The sequence below is a fragment of the Modestobacter sp. VKM Ac-2979 genome (assembly GCF_026967995.1).
GTDB lineage: Bacteria > Actinomycetota > Actinomycetes > Mycobacteriales > Geodermatophilaceae > Modestobacter.
In genome coordinates this window covers 140,952-164,307 of record NZ_JAPVBO010000002.1, presented here as the reverse complement: position 1 = coordinate 164,307, position 23,356 = coordinate 140,952, and the positions used below count along the sequence as shown (strand labels likewise).

General features: G+C 75.1%; 25 protein-coding genes and 1 riboswitch. Of the genes, 10 read left to right on the top strand and 15 right to left on the bottom strand.

Annotation, left to right across the window (positions count from 1 at the left end; all coding sequences use genetic code 11):
- Window positions 1–135: 135 nt before the first annotated feature.
- A complete protein-coding gene (locus tag O2W15_RS05340) occupies window positions 136–1,419 on the top strand; it encodes a competence/damage-inducible protein A (protein WP_269178662.1) in 1,284 nt (427 codons plus the stop codon).
- 5 nt (window positions 1,420–1,424) lie between these two features.
- On the opposite strand, the gene O2W15_RS05335 is transcribed toward O2W15_RS05340, so the two are convergent.
- Entirely contained in the window at window positions 1,425–1,964 is a 540-nt protein-coding gene (locus tag O2W15_RS05335; protein WP_269178661.1) for a GNAT family N-acetyltransferase, read from the bottom strand.
- Window positions 1,965–2,154: 190 nt separating this feature from the next.
- Here O2W15_RS05335 and O2W15_RS05330 point away from each other — a divergent pair, with 190 nt between their 5' ends.
- Together O2W15_RS05330 and O2W15_RS05325 are read left to right on the top strand one after the other, a co-directional pair.
- The gene (locus O2W15_RS05330) at window positions 2,155–2,550 is read left to right on the top strand and encodes an SRPBCC family protein (RefSeq protein ID WP_269178660.1); all 396 of its coding nucleotides are present in this window, start codon (window positions 2,155–2,157) and stop codon (window positions 2,548–2,550) included.
- Window positions 2,551–2,728: 178 nt separating this feature from the next.
- Window positions 2,729–3,427, top strand: coding sequence for an NYN domain-containing protein (locus tag O2W15_RS05325; protein WP_036332547.1), 699 nt, complete (start codon window positions 2,729–2,731; stop codon window positions 3,425–3,427).
- A gap of 12 nt (window positions 3,428–3,439) precedes the next feature.
- Here the strand turns inward: O2W15_RS05325 and O2W15_RS05320 are convergent, their stop codons facing one another.
- Both O2W15_RS05320 and O2W15_RS05315 read right to left on the bottom strand, forming a co-directional pair.
- Window positions 3,440–4,285, bottom strand: coding sequence for a hypothetical protein (locus tag O2W15_RS05320; RefSeq protein WP_269178659.1), 846 nt, complete (start codon window positions 4,283–4,285; stop codon window positions 3,440–3,442).
- Between the two features lie 167 nt (window positions 4,286–4,452).
- A complete protein-coding gene (locus O2W15_RS05315; protein ID WP_269164054.1) occupies window positions 4,453–4,800 on the bottom strand; it encodes a PRC-barrel domain-containing protein in 348 nt (115 codons plus the stop codon).
- Between the two features lie 104 nt (window positions 4,801–4,904).
- Here O2W15_RS05315 and O2W15_RS05310 point away from each other — a divergent pair, with 104 nt between their 5' ends.
- On the top strand, window positions 4,905–5,330 hold the full coding sequence (locus tag O2W15_RS05310; RefSeq protein ID WP_269178658.1) for an AAA family ATPase: 426 nt from the start codon (window positions 4,905–4,907) through the stop codon (window positions 5,328–5,330).
- 21 nt (window positions 5,331–5,351) lie between these two features.
- Here O2W15_RS05310 and O2W15_RS05305 read toward each other — a convergent pair whose 3' ends face one another.
- Both O2W15_RS05305 and O2W15_RS05300 read right to left on the bottom strand, forming a co-directional pair.
- Window positions 5,352–5,837: an ATP-binding protein gene (locus O2W15_RS05305; RefSeq protein ID WP_269178657.1), complete on the bottom strand. Its 486-nt coding sequence runs from the start codon at window positions 5,835–5,837 to the stop codon at window positions 5,352–5,354.
- 98 nt (window positions 5,838–5,935) lie between these two features.
- Window positions 5,936–6,292, bottom strand: a complete 357-nt coding sequence (locus O2W15_RS05300) for an STAS domain-containing protein (protein WP_269178656.1) — start codon at window positions 6,290–6,292, stop codon at window positions 5,936–5,938.
- A 425-nt stretch (window positions 6,293–6,717) separates the two neighbouring features.
- Between O2W15_RS05300 and O2W15_RS05295 the strand changes: the two genes are divergently transcribed.
- From O2W15_RS05295 to O2W15_RS05280, 4 genes are read left to right on the top strand one after another with little or no spacing between them, the layout of a single operon-like run.
- A complete protein-coding gene (locus O2W15_RS05295; protein WP_036335960.1) occupies window positions 6,718–7,359 on the top strand; it encodes an ABC transporter permease in 642 nt (213 codons plus the stop codon).
- The gene (locus tag O2W15_RS05290; RefSeq protein WP_269178655.1) at window positions 7,352–8,539 is read left to right on the top strand and encodes an ABC transporter ATP-binding protein; all 1,188 of its coding nucleotides are present in this window, start codon (window positions 7,352–7,354) and stop codon (window positions 8,537–8,539) included. Before O2W15_RS05295 ends, O2W15_RS05290 begins: the two co-directional genes overlap by 8 nt.
- Window positions 8,536–9,366, top strand: coding sequence for an ABC transporter permease (locus O2W15_RS05285; protein ID WP_269164050.1), 831 nt, complete (start codon window positions 8,536–8,538; stop codon window positions 9,364–9,366). The genes O2W15_RS05290 and O2W15_RS05285 overlap by 4 nt, the downstream gene beginning before the upstream one ends.
- Entirely contained in the window at window positions 9,366–10,346 is a 981-nt protein-coding gene (locus tag O2W15_RS05280; RefSeq protein WP_269178654.1) for a glycine betaine ABC transporter substrate-binding protein, read from the top strand. Before O2W15_RS05285 ends, O2W15_RS05280 begins: the two co-directional genes overlap by 1 nt.
- On the opposite strand, the gene O2W15_RS05275 is transcribed toward O2W15_RS05280, so the two are convergent.
- Both O2W15_RS05275 and O2W15_RS05270 read right to left on the bottom strand, forming a co-directional pair.
- Complete coding sequence (locus O2W15_RS05275; protein ID WP_269178653.1) at window positions 10,347–11,291, bottom strand: nucleoside hydrolase; 945 nt, start codon at window positions 11,289–11,291, stop codon at window positions 10,347–10,349.
- Window positions 11,292–11,873: 582 nt separating this feature from the next.
- Window positions 11,874–12,245: a hypothetical protein gene (locus O2W15_RS05270; protein WP_269178652.1), complete on the bottom strand. Its 372-nt coding sequence runs from the start codon at window positions 12,243–12,245 to the stop codon at window positions 11,874–11,876.
- A 123-nt stretch (window positions 12,246–12,368) separates the two neighbouring features.
- Between O2W15_RS05270 and O2W15_RS05265 the strand changes: the two genes are divergently transcribed.
- Entirely contained in the window at window positions 12,369–14,180 is a 1,812-nt protein-coding gene (locus O2W15_RS05265; protein WP_269178651.1) for a gamma-glutamyltransferase family protein, read from the top strand.
- 28 nt (window positions 14,181–14,208) lie between these two features.
- Here O2W15_RS05265 and O2W15_RS05260 read toward each other — a convergent pair whose 3' ends face one another.
- Window positions 14,209–15,348 carry a hypothetical protein gene (locus tag O2W15_RS05260; RefSeq protein WP_269178650.1) on the bottom strand — a complete coding sequence of 380 codons (1,140 nt, stop codon included), beginning with the start codon at window positions 15,346–15,348 and terminating at the stop codon, window positions 14,209–14,211.
- Between the two features lie 141 nt (window positions 15,349–15,489).
- Here O2W15_RS05260 and O2W15_RS05255 point away from each other — a divergent pair, with 141 nt between their 5' ends.
- Window positions 15,490–17,961, top strand: coding sequence for a SpoIIE family protein phosphatase (locus O2W15_RS05255; RefSeq protein WP_269178649.1), 2,472 nt, complete (start codon window positions 15,490–15,492; stop codon window positions 17,959–17,961).
- 11 nt (window positions 17,962–17,972) lie between these two features.
- Here the strand turns inward: O2W15_RS05255 and O2W15_RS05250 are convergent, their stop codons facing one another.
- The 7 genes from O2W15_RS05250 to O2W15_RS05220 form a co-directional block, all read right to left on the bottom strand.
- Complete coding sequence (locus O2W15_RS05250) at window positions 17,973–18,413, bottom strand: ATP-binding protein (protein WP_269164043.1); 441 nt, start codon at window positions 18,411–18,413, stop codon at window positions 17,973–17,975.
- A gap of 146 nt (window positions 18,414–18,559) precedes the next feature.
- A complete protein-coding gene (locus tag O2W15_RS05245) occupies window positions 18,560–19,138 on the bottom strand; it encodes a thiamine phosphate synthase (protein ID WP_269178648.1) in 579 nt (192 codons plus the stop codon).
- Window positions 19,135–19,962 (bottom strand): thiazole synthase, encoded by an 828-nt coding sequence (locus tag O2W15_RS05240; RefSeq protein WP_269178647.1) that lies wholly within the window; start codon window positions 19,960–19,962, stop codon window positions 19,135–19,137. The genes O2W15_RS05245 and O2W15_RS05240 overlap by 4 nt, the downstream gene beginning before the upstream one ends.
- Before the next feature lies 1 nt (window position 19,963).
- A complete protein-coding gene (gene thiS / locus O2W15_RS05235; RefSeq protein WP_269164040.1) occupies window positions 19,964–20,170 on the bottom strand; it encodes a sulfur carrier protein ThiS in 207 nt (68 codons plus the stop codon).
- Window positions 20,167–21,279 (bottom strand): glycine oxidase ThiO, encoded by a 1,113-nt coding sequence (gene thiO, locus O2W15_RS05230; RefSeq protein ID WP_269178646.1) that lies wholly within the window; start codon window positions 21,277–21,279, stop codon window positions 20,167–20,169. Before thiO ends, thiS begins: the two co-directional genes overlap by 4 nt.
- Window positions 21,276–21,902 (bottom strand): thiamine phosphate synthase, encoded by a 627-nt coding sequence (gene thiE, locus O2W15_RS05225; RefSeq protein ID WP_269178645.1) that lies wholly within the window; start codon window positions 21,900–21,902, stop codon window positions 21,276–21,278. The genes thiO and thiE overlap by 4 nt, the downstream gene beginning before the upstream one ends.
- Entirely contained in the window at window positions 21,899–23,242 is a 1,344-nt protein-coding gene (locus O2W15_RS05220) for a purine-cytosine permease family protein (RefSeq protein ID WP_269164037.1), read from the bottom strand. The genes thiE and O2W15_RS05220 overlap by 4 nt, the downstream gene beginning before the upstream one ends.
- Window positions 23,233–23,343: riboswitch (TPP riboswitch) on the bottom strand. (Overlaps the previous gene by 10 nt.)
- Window positions 23,344–23,356 lie beyond the last annotated feature (13 nt).

Sequence of the window (23,356 nt, the reverse complement as noted above, 5' to 3'; positions counted from 1 at the left end):
GGGTGCGCCGAGGCGCCGGCGGCCTGGTCTACTCCGGCCGGACGGCGGGGCAGGGCGCTGGACACCGTAGCCGCGGGAGGCCACCGGGATCCTGCCCCCGCGCCGTGGTCCGGCGTCCCGCCTAGGGTCGGTCCCGTGGCAGCACGCGCGGGCATCGTCGTCACCGGCACCGAGGTGCTCACCGGCCGGGTGGCCGACCGCAACGGGCCGTGGCTGGCCGAGGCGCTGCGCGCCCGAGGCGTCGACGTCGGTTCGGTGGTCGTCGTCGGGGACCGGCCCGAGGACCTGCGGGCCGCCCTCGCCTTCCTGGCCGGCGCGGGCACCGACCTGGTGATCACCACCGGCGGGCTGGGCCCCACGGCCGACGACCTGACCGCCGCCCTGGTCGGGGACTTCCAGGGCCGGCCCTCGGCGCTGGACCCTGCCCTGGAGCAGCGGATCGCCGAGGTGGTCGCCCGGCTCAGCGCCCGCCGCGGCTGGCGGATGGACCCGGCGGCGACCGCAGCCGGGGTCGCCAAGCAGGCGCAGGTCCCGGCGGGCGCCACGGTGCTGGAGCCGGTCGGCACGGCACCGGGCCTCGTCGTCCCGATGGCCGACGGCCGGACCGGGCCCCCGGTGCTGGTGCTGCCCGGGCCGCCGTCGGAGCTGCAGGGCATGTGGCCGGCGGCGCTGGCGGCCGAGCCGGTGCGCCGGGCGCTGGCCGGGGCCACCGAGCTGCGCCAGTCGACGCTGCGGTTGTGGGGCACACCGGAGTCCGAGCTGGCGGCCACCCTGCGCCGGGTCGACGACCAGGTGACCGGCCTGGAGATCACCACCTGCCTGCGGGACGGCGAGCTGGAGATCGTGACCCGGTACGGCCCGGACGCCGAACCGGCGCACCAGCGGCTGGTGCAGGCGGTCACCGCCGACTTCGGCGACACGCTGTTCAGCGACGGGCCCACGGTGGACGAGCTGGTCGCTGCCGCGCTGGACGAGCGTGGGTGGACGGTGGGCATCGGCGAGTCGTGCACCGGCGGGCTGCTCACCGCGCGGTTCACCGCACCGCCGGGCTCGTCGCGCCGGGTGCTCGGCGGGGTCGCGGCCTATGCCGACAGTGCCAAGACGCAGCTGCTCGACGTGCCGGCCGGCACGCTGGCCGCCGCGGGCGCGGTCAGCCCGGAGGTCGCCGCCGCGCTCGCCGAGGGCGCCCGGCGCCGGTTCGGTGCCGACGTCGGGGTGGGCGTCACCGGGGTCGCCGGTCCGGGTGGCGGGACGGCGGAGAAGCCGGTCGGCACCGTCCACCTGGCCGCCGCCGGCCCGGACGGCGCGGTCGCCCGCTCACTGACCCTGTTCGGGTCGCGGGAGGCCGTGCGCCAGCGGACGACGACGCTCGCCCTGCACCTGCTGCGCCAGCTCCTGCTCGGCGGCCCCGCGGCCTGACGGGGTCAGGCCGGGTCGCCGTCCCGGCCCACCACCCGGCTGCGGCGCTCGAGGAACAGCACGTCGTGCCAGCTCGCCCGCCCGTCGACGACCCGGCGGCCGATCCGTTCCCGACGGCCGACCACCCGGAACCCGAGCCGCTCGTGCAGCGCGAGGCTGGCCGTGTTGGCGGGGAACACCCCGGCCCGGATCGTCCAGATGCCGTCGGCCTCGGTCGAGTCGATCAGCCGCTGCAGCAGCAGCCGCCCGATGCCCCGGCCGGCCGCGTGCGGTGCGACGTAGACCGAGTGGTCGACCACGCCGGCGTAGGCCGCCCGCGGCGACTCACGGCTGCACGCCACCCAGCCGAGGACCGCGCCGGTGCCGTCGGTGGCCACGTGCCGGTGACCGGGCAGGCGGGAGGCGTCGAAGGCCGCCCAGGTCGGTGGCTCGGTCTCGAAGGTGGCGAGGCCGGTGGCGATGCCGGCGGCGTGGATCTCGCGGACGGCGGGCCAGTCGGCCGGCGTCATCGCGCGGAGGACCGGTGAGGGGGAGGACCCGGGCACGCCGCCATCCTCGCGTCCGGTCCGGACGGCGCTGGTCGGGGGTTCCACGTGGAACCGGACCTGCGCGGTGGGCGGGCCGGGGGCATGCTGGTCGGGCGCGGATGGACCGGCCTGGGTCACTCTCGGGGGCGGATCCCGGCCATCAGCCCGCCCGGGTGTCAGTCGGCAGCTGGGCGGGCACCCGTCCGGGGTGACCACAGTGACCCTGCACGCCACCGGCCCGGTCGACCCCGGCGAGGTGTGGGACCGCTTCGTCCACCCCGCTCGCTGGCCGGAGTGGTCCCCGCAGATCAGCCGGGTGGAGGCCACCGCCCCCCGGATCGCCCAGGGCGTCACCGGCCGGGTGCACGACCCGCTGCGCACCTCCGTCCCGTTCGTCGTCGACGAGGTGTCCGACGCGGCGCGGTCGTGGAGCTGGCAGGTCACCGTCGGACCGACCCGGCTCGGGCTGGCGCACTGGGTGAGCACCGGCCCGGACGGCGGGACGACGACCGGCCTGCGGATCAGCGGCTTCGCGCCCCTGGTGCTCGGCTACGCGCCGCTGGCCCTGCTGGCGATCAAGCGGTTGGTGACCATCACGACCTGAGCGTCCGGTGCGTCTCGTACGGTGCCGGGATGAGCTGGTCGCGGTGCCGTCGTCGGTGCGTCGGAGCGGTCCGGTGACCGGCCGCCGTCGGCGTCGGGCGACCGCCCCGGGCGGCACGCCCACCGCGATCGCGCGCCCACCGGTCCCGCCGGTGGACCCCGACCGGCAGACTGGGCCGATGACCGAGATCCTCGACGACGCGACCGGATCGGTGGACGGGCACGAGGGGTTCTCGTCCGAGGGGCCGCGCCCGTCGCTGGACCTGCTGGTGTGGGACGCACCGAACATCGACATGACCTTGGCGAACGTGATCGGCGCGCGCCCGACCGCGGCGTCCCGGCCGCGGTTCGACGCGATCGCCGCGTGGTTCGTCGAGGGTGCCGAGGAGCTCGGGGCGGTGCAGCCGCCGGAGGTCGAGGCCTGCGTCTTCGCCAACGTGCCGCCGCAGCACGCCACCTCCCTGCAGCGCTGGGTGGAGGCGCTGCGCAGCTTCGGCTACGCCGTCTTCGCCCGGCCCAAGCTCCAGCCCGACGACGACATCGACCAGTCGATGCTCGACCACATCAGCGTGCGGGCGCACAGCCACCAGCTGCGCCGCCTGGTCGTCTTCTCCGGTGACGGCCGGAACTTCGCCGAGCCGCTCGAGGACCTGGCGCGCGCGGGCACCGAGGTGGTCGTCGTCGCGTTCAGCGAGGTCGCCGGCTACGCGATCAGTTCCGAGCTGCTGCAGTTCGTCGACATCGAGGACGTGCCCGGGGCGTTCGTCGAGCCGCTGGACCGCGTCCGGCTGGACGCCCTGCCGACGGACGGCGCCTGGCTGCGCCCGACCAAGAGCCTGCGGGACGCGGCCGGTCTCTTCGCCGCCCGCCGCGGCTGACGAAGGGGCCGGTCAGGCCGCGCGGGCGCCGCCGATCCCGGTGTCGTCGTTCAACTCCGAGACGCCCGGGGCAGTGGCGGTCCGGCGCGCAGCGTCATCGTGCCGACCCCGACCACCGCGGTCCGCAGCCTCGTCGAGGCTCGTGGCGGCGCTCGCGACGGGTACGTCGACGACGCTCATCCGGGAGTTCGCGTAGGTGGTCACGGCGTAGAGGAAGACGACCACGCCGAGCATCTCGAGCACCTCTTCGGCCGTGGTGGCCAGGACGTACGGAGCGGACAGCGTCCCGCGGTCGTCGGCCAGCCAGCTGCCCACCACCTCCATGCCGATGGCGCCGCCGACGTAGAGGGTCCCCGCCACGACGATGAGCAGACCGATCCGTCCGGGGAGCCCGCGGAGGAAGCGGAGGTAGGCGGCGGCGAAGACGACCACCAGCGGGGCGGCCAGCACCCACCAGCCGAAGGTGAAGACCCCGCTCGTCTCCACGACCTTGCCCACCTGGTGGTTGGCCCGCTCGTGCAACCGCAGCAGCTCGTCGACCGACAGGTAGCCGAACGCCGCGGCGAGGACCGACCAGTGCCACCGCCAGCGGTCGCGGTTCCGGTGGGCCCACGCGGCCACTCCGGCCGCCGAGGCGGCGGCCGCCAGCAGCAGGGCCGAAGAGAACCACGTCGGGAGGTTCGCCTCCCGGTTGACGCTGAGCAGGTCGAGCACCCCGGAGCGCATCCCCGCCGCCAGCTGGCCCGGCGTGTCGGCGCCGAGCACGACGAGGTTCAGCACGAGGCTGACGGCTCCCAGCAGGAGGCTCATCCCGGCCAGGACCACGAGCAGACGGCGCGGCCGGATGACGGTGAGCATGGCGAGTCCCTGCAGTCGACGCCCCGAGCGCAGCGGCGACCCAGGTCCTCGAGCACAGTAGGTCGGGCGACGAACAGCTGACAACTGGGGGACTTCTGCGTGAACAGTAAGTGACCAACCGGTGCTGGTCCCGGAGTGGACCGCACCGACCTCCCCGGTCGGTACGGCTAGCGGCGGGCCAGCCGGCGCACGCCGCCGGTGTAGGGCATCGAGTAGTGCGCGAAGACGTCGGGCTCCTGCTCGACGGTGAGCTCGCCGTCGGTGTCGATGGACGGCGCGTTCTTGGTGAGGTCCTTGGACACGGTGACCCGGATGTGGTCGGGGGCCACGGTGGCGCCGGTCAGCGGCACGAAGGTCAACTGGCGCCGACCGATGAAGCCGGTGATGACCGCGGCGAAGAACGGCTGGTCGGTGGTGGTGTCCACGTACACCGACTCCAACGTCCCGATCTTGCTCCCGTCCGGGTCGACGACGTTCAGGGTGCGCCAGTCACGGATGTTCTCGGCCGGGAACACGGGGCCCTCCTCGGGTCTCGGGACAGATGCCCCTCCATGCCCGGTGCCGTGGCCGCGCAACCCCCGCAGCGACTGCGTGGGCCGGGGCGGGTACCGGATCGGCCATGGCACGCCAGGAGCTCGTGGTGATGGTCGGCCTGCAGGGGTCGGGCAAGTCCAGGTGGGTCACCGAGCACCTGGCCGGCACGCACGCGGTGGTCAGCAAGGACCACTGGCCGAACGCCCGGCGTCGCGAGGCCCGTCAGCAGCGGACCGTGGCCGCCCTGCTCGCCGAGGGCGCCAGCGTCGTCGTCGACAACACCTCGCCGTCGCCGGCCGAGCGGGCGCCGCTGATCGCGTTGGCGGCGGCCGCCGGCGTCCCGGCCCGGGCGGTGTTCCTCGACGTACCGCTGGAGACCTGCCGGGCCCGCAACGAGGCCCGCGAGGGGCGGGCGAGGGTGCCGCTGGTCGGGCTGTACAGCGCAGCCGGGCGGCTCACCGTGCCGAGCACCGCAGAGGGGTTCAGCGACGTGACGGTGGTACGGAGCTGAACTCCGGACCGAGGCGCTCCGTCAGGCCCCTGCCGGGCCGGAGGAGGAGCGGGGCCGGGGGACCGCGGCGGTGGGCAGCCCGGAGGGCAGCCGGGCCCACACGTGCTTGCGGTCGGCGTCGCTGCACCAGCCGTAGTCGACCGACAGCTGGGCCACCATCGGCAGCCCCATCCCCCCGTAGGCCGGGTCGCGGTCGACCGCGGGGCGCGGCGGGGCGTCGGGCGAGCCGTCGGTGAGCACGATCAGCCAGCCGGTCGGGACGGCGACGATCAGCGCCACCACCGCACCACCACCGTGCCGCAGTGCGTTCGAGCTGAGCTCCTCGAACACCAGCAGCAGTCCCTCGCGCGCGTCCTCGGTGGACCGGGCGGCGAGGGACGGGTGGGCGAGCCGGGCCCGCAGGTCCATCCGGACCCGGGACGCGTCGTGCACCGTCGGGAGCTCCCACCGCCAGACGTCGCCGTCCTCGCGGGGCACGTCGGCCGCCGGCCAGACCAGTGCACTCACTCTTCGGGCCTCCCGCCGGCCGGTGTGTCCGCCGGGACCATGGTGGCGGACGCAGAGGGCGCGTGCAGCACGGGGGGTCACGTGTCGGCTCGGCGCGGTCAGCGCCGCGCCCGGTCCTCGCTGTCCTGCGGTCCGGCGGCGACGCCCGGCATCCCCTGGACGTCCAGCCGCAGGAGCAGGCCGGTCAGCTCCAGCGGCCCGGTGACGATGCGGCTGGTCGCGATGACCCCGACGTGCTTGCCGGCGGCCTCCGGGTGCTGGCTGACCCACACCAACGCCGTGACCCCGGCGGACCCGAAGAAGGTGACCCCGGACAGGTCGATGGTGAGCAGGCGCTCCGCCTGGCGCAGCGCAGCCAGCAGGGTCTGCTGCAGCAGCGGGTTGCTGGCGGCGTCCAGTTCGCCGGACACGGAGGCGATGACCTGCCCCGGTTCCGGGCCGTCCGCGAGCCGCACCTGGAACGGCGCCTCGTCGGCTGCCGACCTGACCGTCTTGATGGGTCCTCCTCCAGACCGGGACACGTTCGTGGTGTCCGCCGCCGATCGTCTCCCGTCGGCACCTGCCCGCGGAGCGGACCGGGCCGGGTCACTACCCCGATCGAGGCACGCCAGTCCCCGTACCCGGTCAGGAAAGTCATCACTTCGTCACCTGGCGAGCTCGCCATCCGCGTGACGGGTGTGACACCGTGTCACACGGCCGAGATGAGGCCGCCGGCGCGGTACGGCCCGTGTCCGGCGGTGGAGCACCCCGCAGCTGCGCCGTGCGCGCCGGGGGCGCACGCCCACCAGGCCGCCTGAGTCCTCGCCGGACCGAGTGCGGCTCCATCAGGACGACGACCACCCGGCCCAGCGTGGCCTGGGTGCGGAGAGGGGGTGGGCCGATGTGGGAGTACCTGGTCGACCGGCGCGGGCTGATCGCCTTCCAGGCCTTCCAGCACGTCAGCCTGGTCGTGCAGTGCGTGCTGCTGGCCACCGTGATCGCGATCGGGCTGGCGGTGCTGGCCTACCGCAGCCCGCGGCTCACCGGGCTGGCCAACGGGCTCTCGGCCATCGGGCTGACCATCCCGTCCTTCGCGCTGCTGGGCATCCTGCTGGCGCCCTTCGGGTTCGGGATCACCCCGGCCGTGCTGGCGGTGACCTTCTACGCCGCGCTGCCGATCCTGCGCAACGCCGTCGTCGGCCTGGCCGGCGTCGACCGCTCGCTGGTGGAGTCGGCCCGCGGCATCGGGATGAGCCGCATGAGCACGCTCCTGCGGATCGAGCTGCCGCTGGCGTGGCCGGTGATCCTGGCCGGCATCCGGGTCTCCACCCAGATGGTCATGGGCATCGCCGCGATCGCCGCCTACGTGCTCGGCCCCGGCCTGGGCAGCTTCATCTTCTCCGGACTCTCCCGGCTGGGCGGTGCGAATGCACTGAACGCCACGCTCGTCGGGACCATCGCGATCGTCCTGCTGGCCCTCGTCCTGGACGTGGTGCTGGTGCTGGTCGGTCGCCTGACCACCTCGAGGGGCATCCGTGTCTGAGACCACCGCCGAGCGCAGCGGCGCCACCGCACCCGCCGGCACCGAGCGCCAGGTCAGCGGCGTCTCCATCCGGCTCGAGGGCGTCACCAAGAGCTACTCCGGTCAGGGGACGCCGGCCGTCGACTCGGTCGACCTGGACATCCCGGCCGGTGAGATGGTCATGTTCGTCGGCCCCTCCGGCTGCGGGAAGACCACGCTGCTGAAGATGCTGAACCGGCTGGTCGAGCCCACCAGCGGCAAGATCTTCCTGGGCGACGAGGACGTCACCGGGCAGGACGCCGACCAGCTGCGCCGCCGGATCGGGTACGTCATCCAGGCCGGTGGGCTCTTCCCGCACATGACCGTGGGCACCAACATCGGGCTGGTCCCGGGGATGCTCAAGTGGGACCGGAAGCGGATCGCCGCCCGGGTCGACGAGCTGCTCGAGCTGGTCGGCCTGGACCCCGAGGTGTACCGGGACCGCTACCCCCGCGAGCTCTCCGGTGGCCAGCAGCAGCGCGTCGGGGTCGCCCGGGCGCTCGCCGCCGACCCGCCCGTGCTGCTGATGGACGAGCCGTTCGGCGCGGTCGACCCGATCACCCGACAGCGCCTGCAGGACGAGCTGATCCGCATCCAGGAGGAGCTGGGCAAGACGATCGTCTTCGTCACCCACGACTTCGACGAGGCGGTGAAGCTCGGTGACCGGATCGTGGTCTTCGACGTCGGCGCCCGCGTGGTGCAGTACGACACCCCGGAGGCGATCCTCGCCGACCCGGCGGAGGAGTACGTGGCCGACTTCGTCGGTGCCGGCGCGACGCTGAAGCAGCTGACCCTGACCCGGGTCGGCGACGTCGAGCTGATCCACCCCACGCAGGCCAGCGTGGGCGAGGACGCCGCCGAGGTCGTCCGCCGCGCGTCGGCCGCCGGGGAGAAGTACGTCGTGGTGACCGACCGCCGTGGCCGGCCGATCAGCTGGCCGTCGCTCGCGGAGCTGTCCCGGGCGGCCACCGTGCCGGACACCGTGGACGAGAAGCTCCCGGTGGTCGGGCTGCGCTCCACGCTCAACGACGCCCTGGACACGATGCTCGCCGCCAGCCAGGGCGGCGTCGTCGTGACCGGCCGGGACGGCGTCGCCGGCGTCATGGTGGTGGAGACGGTGATGGCCGCGATCCAGCGCACCCGCGACGAGGTGCAGGGATGACGGCGCCCCGCCCCGCGGCCACCGAGGCGTACCCCGACACCGAGGTCGACGACGCGCTCGCCCAGACCCAGACGCCGGCCCGTGGCGGCGCCGCCGACGAGGCCCGCGGTGCCTGGCGCGGACTGCTCGTGCAGCCGGTCCTCGTGCTGGCCGGGGTGCTGGCCTTCGTCGTCTGGCGGTCGACCGCCGAGCTCGCCGACACCGAGCAGCGGCAGCTCGGCTGGGGCGTGCTGGGTCGCAGCATCGTGGAGCACCTGCAGCTCACCCTGTTCGCCGCCGTCATCGTGCTGCTGATCGGCATCCCGCTGGGCGTGCTGCTCACCCGCGGGCCGTTCCGCCGGGCCACGCCGCTGGTGCTGGGCGTGGCCAACACCGGCCAGGCCGCCCCGGCGATCGGGCTGTTCGTGCTGCTGGCCACCTGGCTGGGGTTCGGCTTCCGGTCCGCGGTCGTGGCCCTGGTGCTCTACACGGTGCTGCCGGTGCTGCGGAACACCATGGTCGGGCTGCAGGGCGTCGACGCCCGCCTGGTCGAGGCCGGCCGGGGGATGGGCATGAGCGCCCTCGCCGTCCTGCTGCGGGTGGAGCTGCCGCTGGCCGTCCCGGTCATCCTGGCCGGCGTCCGCACCGCCCTGGTGCTGCTGGTCGGCACCGCGACGCTGGCGACCTTCATCAGCGGCGGCGGGCTGGGCCAGCTGATCACCACCGGCATCAACCTCTCGCTGGACAGCCTGCTGTTCAGCGGTGCCGTCCTCGTCGCCCTCCTGGCGCTGGCCATCGACTGGCTCGGCCGCGTCGTGGAGCACGTCGCCCGACCGAAGGGACTCTGATGCGCACGCGCGCGACCACCGCCCTCTCCCTCGCGGCGGCCACGCTCCTCACCGGGTGCGGCCTGCAGGCCGCCACGCAGTACACCCCGGCCTCCGCGCCGGCCGACATCCAGCCGATCGAGGGGGTGGCGGGCGAGGAGATCGTGGTGGGGTCGAAGAACTTCACCGAGCAGCTGATCCTCGGCAAGATCGCCGTGATCGCGCTGCAGACCGCCGGGTTCGACGTCGTCGACCGGACCAACATCCCCGGCTCCGTGCCGGCTCGCCAGGGCATGGTCAACGGCGAGATCGACATGGAGTGGGAGTACACCGGCACCGCGTGGCTCTCCTACCTCGGCGAGACCGCACCGATCGCGGACCCGCTGGAGCAGTACGAGGCCGTCCGGGACGCCGAACTGGCCAACGGCCTGACCTGGCTGCCGCCCGCGGAGGCGAACAACACCTACGCCTTCGCCGTCCGCAGCGAGGCAGTAGACGACCTGGGCGGGATCAGCACGCTGTCGGAGATCGCCGAGCTGCCCGTGGAGGAGCGGACCTTCTGCGTGGAGAGCGAGTTCGCCAGCCGCAACGACGGGTTCGTCCCGATGCTGGAGACCTACGGCCTGGAGCTCGGGGACGAGCAGGGCGTGCCGCGGGACAACGTCAGCACGCTGGACACCGGCGCGGTCTACGAGGCCACCGACCAGGGGCAGTGCAACTTCGGCGAGGTGTTCACCACCGACGGCCGGATCACGGCGCTGGACCTGACGGTGCTCGAGGACGACCGGGCGTTCTTCCCCAACTACAACATCTCGCCGGTGCTGCTCACCGAGACCTTCGAGGAGCACCCCGAGCTCGCCGACCTGTTCGGGCAGATCACCCCGCTGCTCACCAACGACGTGCTGCAGGAGTTGAACGCCCAGGTCGACGTGGCCGGCGAGCAGCCCGGGGACGTCGCGCTGGAGTGGATGGTCTCCGCGGGGCTCGTCGAGCCGGCCTGATCAGCTCCGCTCCGCCAGCCCGCACAACCGGCTGACCAGGAACTCCACCGCCGCCTCGCTGTCGACGTCCTCGGCCACCGCCACCGCGGTGGCCGAGGACGACGTCGTCCGGCGGTCCACCAAGGTCTGCCCGCGGCCGGCCCCGTGCCCGGTGTCGACGACGACGTCCCGGCGCACGGCCGTCAGCGTGCCCGGCACGATCGCCTCGGTCAGCGCCAGGGCGTCGTGCACCACCACGCCCTCGACGCCGTAGCTGCTGCGGGCGTGGTCGACGTACTGCTGCAGGACCGCCGCCGCCTGGGCGCCCACCGGGCCGGCCGCGGCGAACCGGGCGATCCCCGCCGCGGTGAGCACCGTGGGCAGCGTGACGTCCAGCCCCACCAGCACGGTCGGCAGGCCCGCACCGAACACCGCTGCGGCGGCCTCCGGGTCGGCCCACACGTTGAACTCCGCGGCCGCGGTGACGTTGCCGCCGCGGGTCGCCGAGCCGCCCATCACGACCAGCCGGCCGATCCGCGCCGCCGCCTCCGGGTACACCCCCAGCAGCAGGGCGATGTTGGTCAGCGGGCCGATCGCGGCCACGGTCACCGGCTGCTCGCTGGCCAGCAGCAGCTCGGCCAGCGCCACGACCGCGGGCCGGGGGTCGACCGCGGCCGGGGACGGGGGCAGCACGACGCCGCCCAGGCCCGCCGCCCCGTGCACGTGGCCGGCCCGCTCCGGTTGGGGGAAGACCAGCGAGGTGCGGGCGCCCACGGCCACCGGCACGTCCGACCGTCCCGCCAGGTGCAGCACCCGCAGCGCGTTCTCCGTGGTCTGGGCCAGGCCGACGTTGCCGTGCACCGTCGTCACCAGCTGCAGGTCGACCTCGGGACTGGCCAGCGCCAGCAGCACGGCCAGTGCGTCGTCGATGCCCGGGTCGGTGTCGATCACCAGCGGGGTGCGCATCCGCCCATCCCACCAGACGGCCCGACACGCCGGTGCGTCGGATCGGCGGCCGAGGTCATCGGCCGGCGATTGCCGCGCTGAGCTGCGATTTCGTCCGGTTCTGTCGACAAGTGCCCGGGTCCGGAGGGGGGTCATCGACCGCTGTGGAGGGGTCGGGCAACGGTTGGGTCACGCGGTCGGGAGGGGGTGTCCCGAACGGGGGTCCCGGGGCTCCGTCGTCCGTAACTTCTTCCTTGCCCGCGGCCCCTTCCCCGGCCGCGGCGACTACTTCCCGGGAGGGCAGCACATGGCGATCCAGATGGCACCGGTCCGGCCGACCGAGCTGCCCGCTGCCCGGGACACCGGCCGGCTCGGGCTGTTCGGCACCGACACCCCGGCGCCCAACACCACCGACCTGGCGTTCGGTCTGGCGATCGGCCTCGCCATCGGCGTGCTCGGCATGGGCCCCGGCCCGATCGCGGACGACGACGTCCCGGTGCGCCTGCCCCGCTCCCGGCGGCGTCAGCTCGCCCGCCGCGCCGCCACCTGGGGCGCCGGCGGGGACGGGGCCCACCTCGCCTGGCGTGCGACGCCGCTGCCGCTCTACCGGCTGACCGACGGGTCGGACCGGTCCGTCCCGAGCCCGGTGTCCGTCCCGGCGGCCGCCCCGGTGGCAGAGCGTGCCCCCGCTCCGTCCGCGCTGCCGGCCGTGGACCACGAGCTGGAGGCGGCGATCGAGTTCGCCACCGACTTCTCCGTCGACCTGCTCACCACTCCCACCCGGCTGGCCGCGCCCCCCTCGCGGCTGACCGCCCCGGGGCGGCAGCTGGTCAGCCGGCTGCGGAACGTGACCCGGCGGGCCGCGGCCTGGGGCAGTGGCGCGAACGGCGCCTCCCTCAGCTGGGACAGGCCGGTCGCGCCCCGGATGCACCAGCTGACGCTGCCGGCGCTCCCCGAGCCACGGCAGTCGGACATCGACCTCCGGCATCGAGCGCCGGACGACGACGAGGTCGTGCCGCTCCGAGAGGCGCCCAGCACCCCTGCCACACCGCCGTCGCCTCGCAGTGCGAACCGGCCACACTTCTTTAGGGTGGCTACATGTTCACCACGCGGCCGGAGCTCGCCGGCACCTTCGGGATGGTCGCCTCGACGCACTGGCTCGCCAGTGCCGCGGGCATGGCGACCCTCGAGGCCGGTGGGAACGCGTTCGATGCCGCGGTCGCTGCGGGCCTCACCCTGCAGGTGGTCGAGCCGCACCTCAACGGCCCGGGGGGCGAGGTCCCGATCCTCTTCGCCCGGAGCCCGCGGGCAGCCGCCGGCGCGGGGGTCCCCGTGGTCCTGTCCGGTCAGGGGGTCGCCCCCGCCGGCGCGACGATCGACGCCTTCGGGGACCTCGGTCTCGACCTGGTCCCGGGCACCGGTCTCCTCGCCGCCACCGTGCCCGGCGCTCTCGGCGCCTGGCTGACCCTCCTGCGCGACCACGGCACCCTGCCGCTGGGCGCCGTCCTCCGCTTCGCCATCGAGTACGCCGAGCACGGCCACCCGGTCCACCCCCGGGTCGCCGCGACCGTCGCCTCGGTCTCCGAGCACTTCCGCACCCACTGGCCGACCTCGGCCGCCACCTGGCTCGCCCCCGACGGAGCACCCCCCACCGCCGGCCGCCTGTTCCGCAACCCGGTCCTCGCCTCGACCTACCGCCGACTGCTCGACGCAGCGCGCGGACCCTCCCGAGAGGCGCAGATCGACGCGGCACTCGCGGCTTGGTACACGGGGTTCGTCGCCGAGGCGATCGACGAGTTCTCCCGTTCCCCGGTGATGGACGACTCCGGTCGTGCCCACCGCGGCTTCCTGACGGGTGAGGACCTGGCCAGCTGGGCCCCGAGGTACGAGCCGCCGGTCACCCTCGACTGGCAGGGGTGGACGCTCGCGAAGGCCGGGCCGTGGTCCCAGGGCCCGGCGCTGCTCGAGGCGCTCGCGATGCTGGACGGCCACCCGGCAGCAGGGGCCGGGGCCGGGTACGCATCGGGCACCGCCGATGCCGACCTGGTCCACGCCAGCGTGGAGGCGGTGAAGCTGGCGATGGCCGACCGCGAGGCCTGGTACGGGGACACGGCCGAGGTGCCCGTGGACGACCTGCTGTCCACGGGCTACACCGAGCAACGGCGGGCGCTGATCAGCGACCGGGCCAGCACCGAGCTGCGGCCCGGCTCGCCAGGTGGGCGCCCGCCCCGGCTCCCCGAGTTCGTCACCGCCGGCGGCCGCGCCTCCTCCGGCCCGATCGCGGGCGTCGGGGAGCCCACCGTCGACACGCGGGGCACCACCCGGGGCGACACCTGCCACGTCGACGTCGTCGACCGCTGGGGCAACCTCGTCTCGGCCACCCCCTCAGGCGGCTGGCTGCAGAGCTCGCCGGTCATCCCCTCGCTCGGCTTCGCGCTGGGCACCCGGGCGCAGATGTTCTGGCTGGAGCCCGGGCTCCCCAACTCGCTGCAGCCGGGCAAGCGCCCGCGCACCACGCTCACCCCGTCCCTGGCGCTGCGCGGCGGCGTGCCGACCCTCGCCTTCGGCACCCCCGGCGGTGACCAGCAGGAGCAGTGGCAGCTGTGCTTCTGGCTGGCCCACGTGCTGGGCGGGCTGGACCTCCAGGCGGCCATCGACGCGCCGACCTGGCACACCACCGCCTTCCCGTCGTCGTTCTTCCCGCGGGAGATGACGCCGGACGAGGTCGTGGTCGAGTCCCGGATCGGGGAGGAGACCATCGACGAGCTGCGCCGCCGCGGCCACGCGGTCACCGTCTCCGGCCCCTGGTCGCTGGGGCGGCTGTCCGCGGTCTCGGTCGACCCGGAGACCGGCGTGCTGCGGGCCGGGGCCAACCCGCGGGGGATGCAGGGGTACGCAGTGGGTCGCTGAGCCGTCGGCCGCTGGGCCGTCGGTCGGGTCAGTCCGGCGCTTCCTCCTCGGCCAGCTCCTCGGGCACGACCGCGGCCAGGCAGCGCCGGATCGCCAGCGCGACGCTGCTGGCAGCGAACAGGTCGTCGTCGGTGCTCTGCCGGGCGCGCCGCAGTTGCACCTCGAGGGCGTGCAGCTCGTCGTAGGCGGCGCGGGTGGTGTCCGGCTCAGCGGCCGGCCCCTCCACCGAGCGCAGCACGTCGGCCAGGCCGGTCAGTGCCGAGGCCGCGGACGGCCGCAGCGCCGGGCCGAGCGCCACGTGCGAGACGTCGGCGGTCTCGGTCTCGGCGATCAGCTGGGTGAGGTCCTCCACCATCAGGGTCAGGCGCTCGAGCGCCCGGGCCTGGGCGTACTGCCGGTCGGCGACCTGCTGGTGCCGGCGGGCCCGGAGGTTGCCCCGGCGGGCCTCGTCGGTCTGCTGCACCGCCGCGCGCATCTGGGCCAGCACGGGGTCGATGGTGTGGATGCGCTCGCGCCACTCGTCCTCGGTGGGCGGGTGTTCCTGCTGCAGGCCGTCCGCCAGGTCCTCCAGCTGGGCGGCCAGCAGGTCGCGCAGCCGGCCGAGCTCGGTCTGCGAGGGCGCCAGCGGCAGCGGCGGGAAGACGGCGAGGACGGCGGTCCCGATCAGCGCGCCGAGGAACGTGAGCCCGGCGAAGCCCAGCACGTAGTCCACCGGGTCGCCGCCGCCGATGATCAGCACGAAGAGCGCCGAGGTGGGCACCCAGCTGCCGGAGCCCCCCAGCCGGTGCCATCCGGCGAGGAGCATCCCGGCGGTCACCACGAGGCCGACCCTGGCCACGATCGGCACGGGCAGCCCGTCGACGGCCAGGGCCACCGCGGCGCCGATCGCGATGGCGGCGACCGACTGCGCGGTGGTCCGGGCAGACCCGGCGAGCGTGGTCGAGATGGCGATCACCGCGCCGAACGGCGCGTAGTAGGGGTACTCCTGCGCGGGCTGGGGCAGCAGCTGGATGAGTGCCCAGGCGATCGTCGCCGCGATGGCGGCCCGCAGGGCCAGGCCGATCTGCGGGTTCCGGGCCCAGGTGCGCTCCAGGGCGCCGGACCAGGACCGGGGGTCCCATCGGCTCGGCCGCCGGTTCGGCGACCGGGGGCCGGCGGTTCCCTGCACCCGGCCATCGTCCCTCGCCGGCGGGGGATCCGCGCGGCACGCCCCCGCGACCGTTCCCGACGCCAGCAGGCATGATCGGGTTCCGGTACGCGGCGACGAGGGGCCCCGTCCGAGGCGGACGGAAGCGAGGGCGGGGGACGGATGACGCTGTACGACCCCGCTCCCGGGGCCGCTGCCCGCGCGGTCGAGGCGGCTGCGGGCCCCGTGGTCCAGCGGTTGGCCGACCTGGCCGCCCGGCTCCTGGGAACCGACGTGGCCCAGGTGTCGCTGATCGGTGAGGTGCAGACGGCGGCCGTCGTCAGCGGCCCGGGCGCCGGGCGACCAGGTGTCGAGCTCCCGTTGGCCGAGTCGCTGTGTGCCGTCACCGTCGAGGCGGGGGAGACCCTCGTCGTCCGGGACGCGGCGAACGACCACCGGGTCGCGGACCGGGCACCGGTCACCGTCGGTGAGATCGGCGCCTACCTGGGCGTGCCGCTGGACGGTCGGCGCGGCGCGCTGTGCGTCTTCGGGGCCGCGCCCCGGGACTGGACCGACCTGGACGTCGCCGTGCTGCAACTGATCGCCGAGTGCGTCGCGGCGGAGCTCCGGTTGGTGGAGGCCGGCGCGGAGTCCGAGGCCGCCCGGTGGCGGTGGGGGCTGGCCCTCGACGCGGCCGAGATCGGCAGCTTCGACTGGGACGCCGTCGGCGACCAGCTGGTCTGGGACGACCGGCTGCTCGCCCTCTACGGCTGGGACCGCGCCGTCTTCCCCGGGACGCTGAGCGCGTTGCTCGAGCGGCTCCACCCGCACGACGTGGAGGGCGTCACCGCCACGATCAACGCGGCGCTGGTGACCGGCGAGGGCTTCGACCAGGAGCACCGGGTCCAGCTGCCCGGCGGTGACGTCCGCTGGGTGCGGGCTCGTGGCCGCGCCGTCCTGGGCGACGCGGGGACGGCGGTCCGGGTCGTCGGGGTGGCGCACGACGCCACCCAGCGGCGGCGGTCCGACGCGCGGCTCACCCAGGTGCTGGAGTCGATGCCGGCGGCGTTCTTCTCCCTCAGCCGGGACTGGGCGTTCACCTACGTCAACGCCGAGGCCGAGCGGCTGCTGGGCAACAGCCGGGAGGTGCTCCTGGGTGGCGATCTCTGGCAGCTCTTCCCGGCCGCGGTCGGCAGCGACTTCGAGGTGCACTACCGGCGCGCGATGCAGACCGATGAGCCGGCGATGTTCCAGGCCTGGTACCCGCCGCCACTGGACGGCTGGTTCGAGGTGCGGGCCTGGCCCAGCGCCGAGGGGCTGTCGGTCTACTTCCTCGACATCACCGAGCGTCGCCGCGCCGAGGAGGCCACCCGCCGGGACGCCGAGCGCCTCGCGACGCTCGCCCGGGTGTCGGACGTCCTGTCCACCGCCCTCATCGACCGGCAGGGATCAGCCGGCGCGCTGCAGGAGCTGGTGGAGGCCGTGGTGCCCGTCCTCTGCGACTGGGGGATCGCCAGCCTGGTCGAGGAGGGGGGCCGGCTGCACGACGTGGCCAGCTGGCACCGCGACCCCGCGCTGCGCCCGGTGGCGGCCGACTACGCCCGGCTCCGGCTGGCTGCGCTCACCAACACCGCCCCGATCGTGACCGCCCTGGCGACCGGCGAGGTCACCGTCGTCCCCGACATGGCGGCCGCCGTGGGCAACGGGCTGCCGGCCGGCGAGGTGCGCGAGGCCTACTGGACGCTGGACCCCGGCACCGCGGTGGTCTTCGCGCTGGCCGCCCGGGGACGGGTGCTCGGGGCGGTGAGCCTCTACCGCGGCCGCGACCGGGCCCCGATGGACGCGCGGGAGCGCGAGCTGGTGCGGGAGGTCGCCGACCGGATGGCGGTCGCGCTGGACAGTGCGGCGCTGCAGGAGCAGCAGCGCCGGATGGCCGAGGAGCTGCAGCGCAGCCTGCTGACCGACCCGCCCGAGCCCGAGCTCGCCGAGATCGCCGTGCGGTACGTGCCCGCCGTCCAGGCCGCCCAGGTGGGCGGTGACTGGTACGACGCGTTCCTCCAGCCCGGCGGGGCGACGGTGGTGGCCATCGGCGACGTCGTCGGCCACGACAGGGTCGCCGCCGCGGCGATGGGGCAGCTGCGCAGCCTGCTGCGCGGCATCGCCTACAGCAGCGGTGGCGGGCCGGCGGCGGTGCTCTCCGACCTGGACCTGGCGATGGAGGGGCTGCAGGTGCGCACCCTGGCCACCGCCGCCGTGGCCCGGCTGGAGCAGGACCAGGTCGACCAGGTCCCCGGCGAGACCCGGCTCCGCTGGTCCAACGCCGGCCACCCGCCGCTGCTGGTGCACACCCCCGACGGCCGGGTGGAGGTGCTGGCCACGGAACGGGCCGACCTCATGCTCGGGGTCGACCCGACGACCTCCCGGCGGGAACAGGTGACGGTGCTCGCCCCCGGGTCCACCGTGCTCCTGTACACCGACGGCCTGGTCGAGGGCCCCGCCCTGCCGCTGGACGACGGTGTCGCCCGGCTGGTCGGCCTGCTCACCGAGCTGGGGGAGCTGCCGCTGGAGGAACTGCTGGACGCGATCGTCGCGCGGTTGCGCCCGCAGGGGTCGGAGGACGACGTCGCGCTGGTCGCCGTCCGGCTGCGCCGCTGACCTGAGCCGGCTCAGCGGCGGGGCAGCAACGCCCAGACGCTCTTCTGGTCTCCGGTGAGGTGCCAGCCGTGCGCGTCGGCCATCTCGGCGATCAGGTACAGGCCCAGCCCGCCCAGGCTGGGGTCACGCCCGATCGCCGGCTGCGGAGGGCGCTGGGCTGCGGAGTCGCGCACCTCGATCAGCCAGGCGCGTGGTGTCCGCTGGACGCGGGCGAGCACCCCGCCACCACCGTGCCGGAGGGCGTTGGAGGCCATCTCGTCGAACGCCAGGACGACGGCCTCGTCGAGTTCGGCGGCCGTACCGTCGCCCCGGGACTCCTCGGCCAGCCCGCTGCGCAACTGGGCACGCACCCTGGGGAGTTCGGCCACGCTGCTCAGCGCCCACTCCCAGCCGTCCTCGGCGGGTGGTGGAGGGGTCGACGGCCACGCAAGGCTGGTGCGCTCGCCCGTCACCCGGTCTCCTCGCTGTCTGGCCATTTCTCGCTCCACGGCGAACCCCTGTCTTGTCTCGGCAGGGGCAGGTCTAATCATGAACCCGATGTGATGCCCACCTCACCGGTCCGGGGTGGGTCGCGCCAGTCGAGCGGCGCGTCGCCCGCTCAGCCGGCCAGCGCGGCCAGGTGCTCGCGCACGGAGGACGGGTCGCGCATCACCCCGCCCATCACCGCGACCCCCCAGGCGCCCGCGGCGAGGCAGCCGGGGACGTCGTCCGGGCCGATGCCGCCCAGCGCGAAGACGGGCGGACCGTGCGGGACCAGCTCGGCCAGGCCGGGGAGCCCGAGGGCCGGGCCGTGGCCGGGTTTGGAGGCGGTCAGGAACACCGGGGACAGGAAGGCGTGGTCCACGCCCTCGGCCCGGGCCCGGGCCAGTTCGGCGGCGGAGTGGCAGGAGCGGCCCAGCCAGCCGGGCCGCGGCGCCGGCAGCGGGTCGGCCGCCGACAGGTGGACGGCGGTGCGTCCCGCGCTGCCGGCGGCCCCCGCCCACACCAGGACGCCGTCCACCGGGTCCAGCAGGGCCCGCAGCTGCCCGGCGAGCCGCGACCGCTCGGCGAGGGGCAGGTCCTTCTCCCGCAGCACCACCGCCCGGGCCCCGGCGTCGACGGCGGCGGCCACGGTGGCGGTCAGGCTGTCCCGGCACTGCGTGCGGTCGGTGAGCACGAGCAGCCGCGGCAGGGTCACAGCTCGGGCAGCCCCTGCATCGACGTCGATGCCTCGGCCAGCCAGCGGCGCGGGATCCGGCCCGCGCCCCGGGCCAGCCGGCCGCCCTCGACGGCCTGCCGCATGGCCAGCGCCATCTGCACCGGCTCCCGGGCCCGGGTCACCGCCGACGCCAACAGCACCGCGTCGCACCCGAGCTCCATCGCCAGTGCGGCGTCCGAGGCGGTGCCGATGCCGGCGTCCAGCACCACCGGCACGCTGACCTCCTCGCGGAGCAGCGCGATGTTGTAGGGGTTGCGGATGCCCAGCCCGCTGCCGATGGGTGAGCCCAGCGGCATGACCGCGGCGCAGCCGACGTCCGCCAGCCGGCGGCCCAGGATCGGGTCGTCGGTGGTGTAGGCGAGCACGGTGAAGCCGTCGGCGACCAGCTGTTCGGCGGCGTCCATCAGCTCGACGGCGTCGGGCAGCAGCGTGCGGTCGTCGCCGATGACCTCGAGCTTGATCCAGTCCGTCTCGAAGGCCTCCCGGGACAGCTGCGCGGTCAGCACGGCCTCCCGGGCGGTCTGGCAGCCGGCGGTGTTGGGCAGCAGCCGCACCCCGCAGCGGTTGAGCACCTCGAGCATCGCGCTGCCCGCGGCCGCCTCGACCCGGCGCAGCGCCACGGTCACCAGCTGGGTGCCCGAGGAGCGGACCACCCGCTCCAGCACCTCCAGGCTGGGCAGGCCGCCGGTGCCCAGGATCAGCCGGGAGGTGAACGTCTCCCCGCCCAGGGTGAAGGGGTCGGCCGACTCCTCCTGCTCCAGCGCGGGGGCCAGGTCCTCGGTCAGTTCGCGGTCCTTCTGCATCTCAGCCTCCTGCGGTGGGGGCGAGCACCTCGAGGCGGTCGCCGGGGGAGAGCTCGGTCGTCGCCCAGCTGCTGCGCGGCACGACGTCGCCGTTGCGGGCGACCGCGACCCGGTCGTGCCCGCTGGTGCGGTCGGCGACGAGCGCGGCGACGGTCGTGCCGTCGGCCAGCTCGACCGGGCTGCCGTTGACGGTCAGCGAGATGGTCATCGGTGGGGGAACCTCTCGACGGTGAACGGTGCGGCGAGCTCGGGCAGCTCGCCGGTGGCCAGCAGCTCGGCGACGAGGTCACCGGTCACCGGGGTGAGCAGGACGCCGTTGCGGTGGTGGCCGGTGGCCAGCACCAGCCCGGGCAGCGTGCTGGGCCCCAGCAGCGGGGCGTTGTCGTCGGTGCCGGGCCGCCAGCGGGCGAGGGTCTCGACCAGCTCCAGCTCGGTCACCCCGGGTACCACCTCGATCGCGTCGTGCAGCAGGTCGTGCACCCCACCGGCGGTGACGGTGGCGTCGAAGCCACGGTCCTCGGTGGTGGCCCCCACGATCAACCCGTCCTCGCCGTAGGGCACCAGGTAGACCTGCCTGCTGCGGACGAGCGCGCGCACCGTGCCGGTGAGCAGCCCGGCCGCACCGGCCATCCGCAGGATCTGCCCCTTGACCGGCCGGATCGGCAGCGGCGGCACCCCGGGGAGGGTGTTGCTGTGCGCACCCAGGGCGAGGACGACGGTGCCGGCGGCCAGCTCCTCGCCGCCGGTCAGCTGCAGGCCGGTGGCCCGCCCGCCGGCGACCTGCACACCGGCCACCCGGTCGCGGACCAGGCGCACCCCGGCGGCCTCGGCGGCTGCGGTCAGCGCCCGGTGCAGGGCCCGGCCGTCGACCGAGTGGTCGCCCTCGACGGCCAGCCCGCCGCGTAGGCGGGGGGTGAGCGCAGGCTCCCGGCGGCGGGTGTCCCGCGGGGTCAGCCGCTCGACGGCCAGCCCGAGCTCCTGCTGGTAGCCGTGCAGCGCGTCCAGCGCCCGCACGTCGTCGGCGTCGAAGCCGACCACCAGGGTGCCGACGGTGCGCAGCCCGACCGGCAGCCCGCTGGCCGCCTCGACCTCGGCGGCGAACGCCGGGTAGCGCTGCAGGGAGGCCAGGCACAGCCGCAGCAGCGCCTCCTCCCCGTAGGCGGCCTCGGTGACCGGTGCGAGCATCCCGGCGGCGGCCGCCGAGGCGCCGGCGCCGGGGGCGTCGTCGACGACGGCGACCGACAGGCCGCGCTGCGCCGCCCGCCAGGCCACCGACAGCCCGATCAGCCCACCGCCGGCCACCGCCACGTCGATCACCGGGCGCCCGCCAGCGCCCGCAGCAGCTCGGCCGTCGCGGCCCCCGGGTCGGCGGCGGCGGTGACCGCGCCGACCACCGCGACCCCGGTGGCGCCGGCGGCCAGCAGCTCGCCGACCCGCGCCGCGGTGACCCCGCCGATGGCGATCACGGGCACCGGCACCGCGGCGGCCACGGCGCCGACCCCGGCCACCCCGATGGGGTCGGGGAGCCCCGTCTTGGTGGTGGTGGCGAAGGCCGGGCCGACGCCCAGGTAGTCCGCCCCCTCGGCCACCAGCTGCCGGGCCAGCTCCGGGTCGCGCGCCGTGCCGCCGAGGAGGTGCCCCGGCCCGGCGACCCGCCGGGCGGCGGCGAGCGGGAGGTCACCGGCGCCGAGGTGCGTCCCGTCGGCGCCGACGGCGAGGGCGACGTCCACCCGGTCGTTGACGAGGCAGGTGGTGCCCGCCGGCCGGCAGAGCTCGACCACGGCCCGGGCGAACTCGTACAGCACCCGGTCGCTGCAGCCCTTCGCCCGCACCTGCACCACCGGCGCACCGGCGGCCACCGCGGCGGCGATCGCGGCCAGCGCGGCCGGTCCGCCGTCGGCGTCGGTGAGCACGTGCAGCCGGCCCAGCGGGGGGGTCATGCCCGTTGCCGCCCGCGGCGGGCGCCGAGCAGCGCGATCACCGCGGTGAGGGACGCCGCCACGGCCAGGCTGATCAGCGAGGCCGACCAGCCGTTGGCCGGGTCGATGCCCAGGTCGGTCTGGCGTGCGGTCCACCAGGCGGTCCAGCCGGCGCCGACGCCGGAGAAGAAGGTCGGCAGGGTCAGCTGGTAGGCGACGAACCCGGCCAGCCACGGCAGCAGGTAGACCAGCCGGGCCGGAGCGGTGTCCGAGGTGTCCCACCGGCCGGGGGCGCTCAGCGCGTAGGCGACCAGGAAGACGCCGATCAGCGGCACGAAGACCGCGCCGATCAGGAAGAGGAACGGCTCGTAGGCCACGATGTCGAAGCTCAGCGCGAGCAGGGTGGCGGTGGCACCGACGCCCAGCGCGAGCAGCCGGCGGTCCAGCCGGGCCACCACGTTCTGCGCCGACACGGCCGTGGAGTAGACGTTCGCGAACGCCTCGTCGAGCTCGACCGTGATGAGCACCAGCACCGCCAGCGCCCCCAGCGGCACGGCGAGCAGCGCGTCGATGACGTCCAGCCCCGAGCTGCCGTAGGCCGCCAGCGCCAGCACGCCGAGGCTGAACATCGCGACGGTGGCCAGGCCGTAGCCCAGGGCGGTGCTGGTCCCGGCGACCCGGCCGCTGCGCACGTGCCGGGTGTAGTCGGCAGCGAGGGGGAACCAGGAGATCGGCAGGGCGATCACGATGTCGGTCGCCGTCCAGAACGACGCGGCGCCGCCGCTGTCCAGCGCCGCCCGCGGCTCGGACAGCACCTCGACGAACAGGTAGGCGATCGCGGCCAGCGCGGCCCACACCGCGTAGCGGGACAGCACCTTGACCACGCCGAGGGGGCGCAGCGCCATGGCGGTGGCCAGTACGCCGGCGACCAGCACGAACGGCCAGCGAGGCGCGTCCAGCACCCGGGACGCGGCCTCGGCGATGATCACGATCTCGAAGGTGGCCCAGCCGATGCACTGCACCAGGTTCAGCGCGGTGGGCAGGTAGGACGCCCGCCGGCCGAGCAGGCCGCGCAGCAGCACCATCGCCGGCACCCCCTCGCGGGCGCCGGCCGCGGCGGCCAGCCCCAGCAGCGAGGCGCCGATCACCGCGCCGACGACGATCGCGCCGATCGTGACCGACAACGGCCGCCCGGGCAGGACGACGTAGACGGCGGCCACCGGCAGCAGCAGGCTGATGCCCAGGTTGCCCCACAGGCCCGCGGACTCGCGGAAGCCCAGCGTGCGGGCTGGTGGCTCGGTGAGGGTGAGGGGTGCGTCCGCCCCGGACGTGGTCGTGCCGACGGTTCCAGATGTGCTCATCACGGGCTCCCTACGCCGGCATTACCCGGTCAGGTTCCAGCGGTCGGCGGCGCGTCAGCCGCCCTCTCAGCCCGGTCCTCCGAGCTCCCGCACATGGCTCGACGCCATGACGGG

Excerpts from the sequence above, each read along its gene's own strand:
- O2W15_RS05325 (WP_036332547.1), top strand. The coding sequence starts at position 2,729 with ATGACCGAGATCCTCGACGACGCGACCGGATCGGTGGACGGGCACGAG.
- O2W15_RS05320 (WP_269178659.1), bottom strand. The coding sequence starts at position 4,285 with ATGCTCACCGTCATCCGGCCGCGCCGTCTGCTCGTGGTCCTGGCCGGG.
- O2W15_RS05310 (WP_269178658.1), top strand. The coding sequence starts at position 4,905 with ATGGCACGCCAGGAGCTCGTGGTGATGGTCGGCCTGCAGGGGTCGGGC.
- O2W15_RS05295 (WP_036335960.1), top strand. The coding sequence starts at position 6,718 with ATGTGGGAGTACCTGGTCGACCGGCGCGGGCTGATCGCCTTCCAGGCC.
- O2W15_RS05285 (WP_269164050.1), top strand. The coding sequence starts at position 8,536 with ATGACGGCGCCCCGCCCCGCGGCCACCGAGGCGTACCCCGACACCGAG.
- O2W15_RS05280 (WP_269178654.1), top strand. The coding sequence starts at position 9,366 with ATGCGCACGCGCGCGACCACCGCCCTCTCCCTCGCGGCGGCCACGCTC.
- O2W15_RS05275 (WP_269178653.1), bottom strand. The coding sequence starts at position 11,291 with ATGCGCACCCCGCTGGTGATCGACACCGACCCGGGCATCGACGACGCA.
- O2W15_RS05270 (WP_269178652.1), bottom strand. The coding sequence starts at position 12,245 with ATGTCCGACTGCCGTGGCTCGGGGAGCGCCGGCAGCGTCAGCTGGTGC.
- O2W15_RS05265 (WP_269178651.1), top strand. The coding sequence starts at position 12,369 with ATGTTCACCACGCGGCCGGAGCTCGCCGGCACCTTCGGGATGGTCGCC.
- O2W15_RS05255 (WP_269178649.1), top strand. The coding sequence starts at position 15,490 with ATGACGCTGTACGACCCCGCTCCCGGGGCCGCTGCCCGCGCGGTCGAG.
- O2W15_RS05240 (WP_269178647.1), bottom strand. The coding sequence starts at position 19,962 with ATGCAGAAGGACCGCGAACTGACCGAGGACCTGGCCCCCGCGCTGGAG.
- thiS (WP_269164040.1), bottom strand. The coding sequence starts at position 20,170 with ATGACCATCTCGCTGACCGTCAACGGCAGCCCGGTCGAGCTGGCCGAC.
- thiE (WP_269178645.1), bottom strand. The coding sequence starts at position 21,902 with ATGACCCCCCCGCTGGGCCGGCTGCACGTGCTCACCGACGCCGACGGC.
- O2W15_RS05220 (WP_269164037.1), bottom strand. The coding sequence starts at position 23,242 with ATGAGCACATCTGGAACCGTCGGCACGACCACGTCCGGGGCGGACGCA.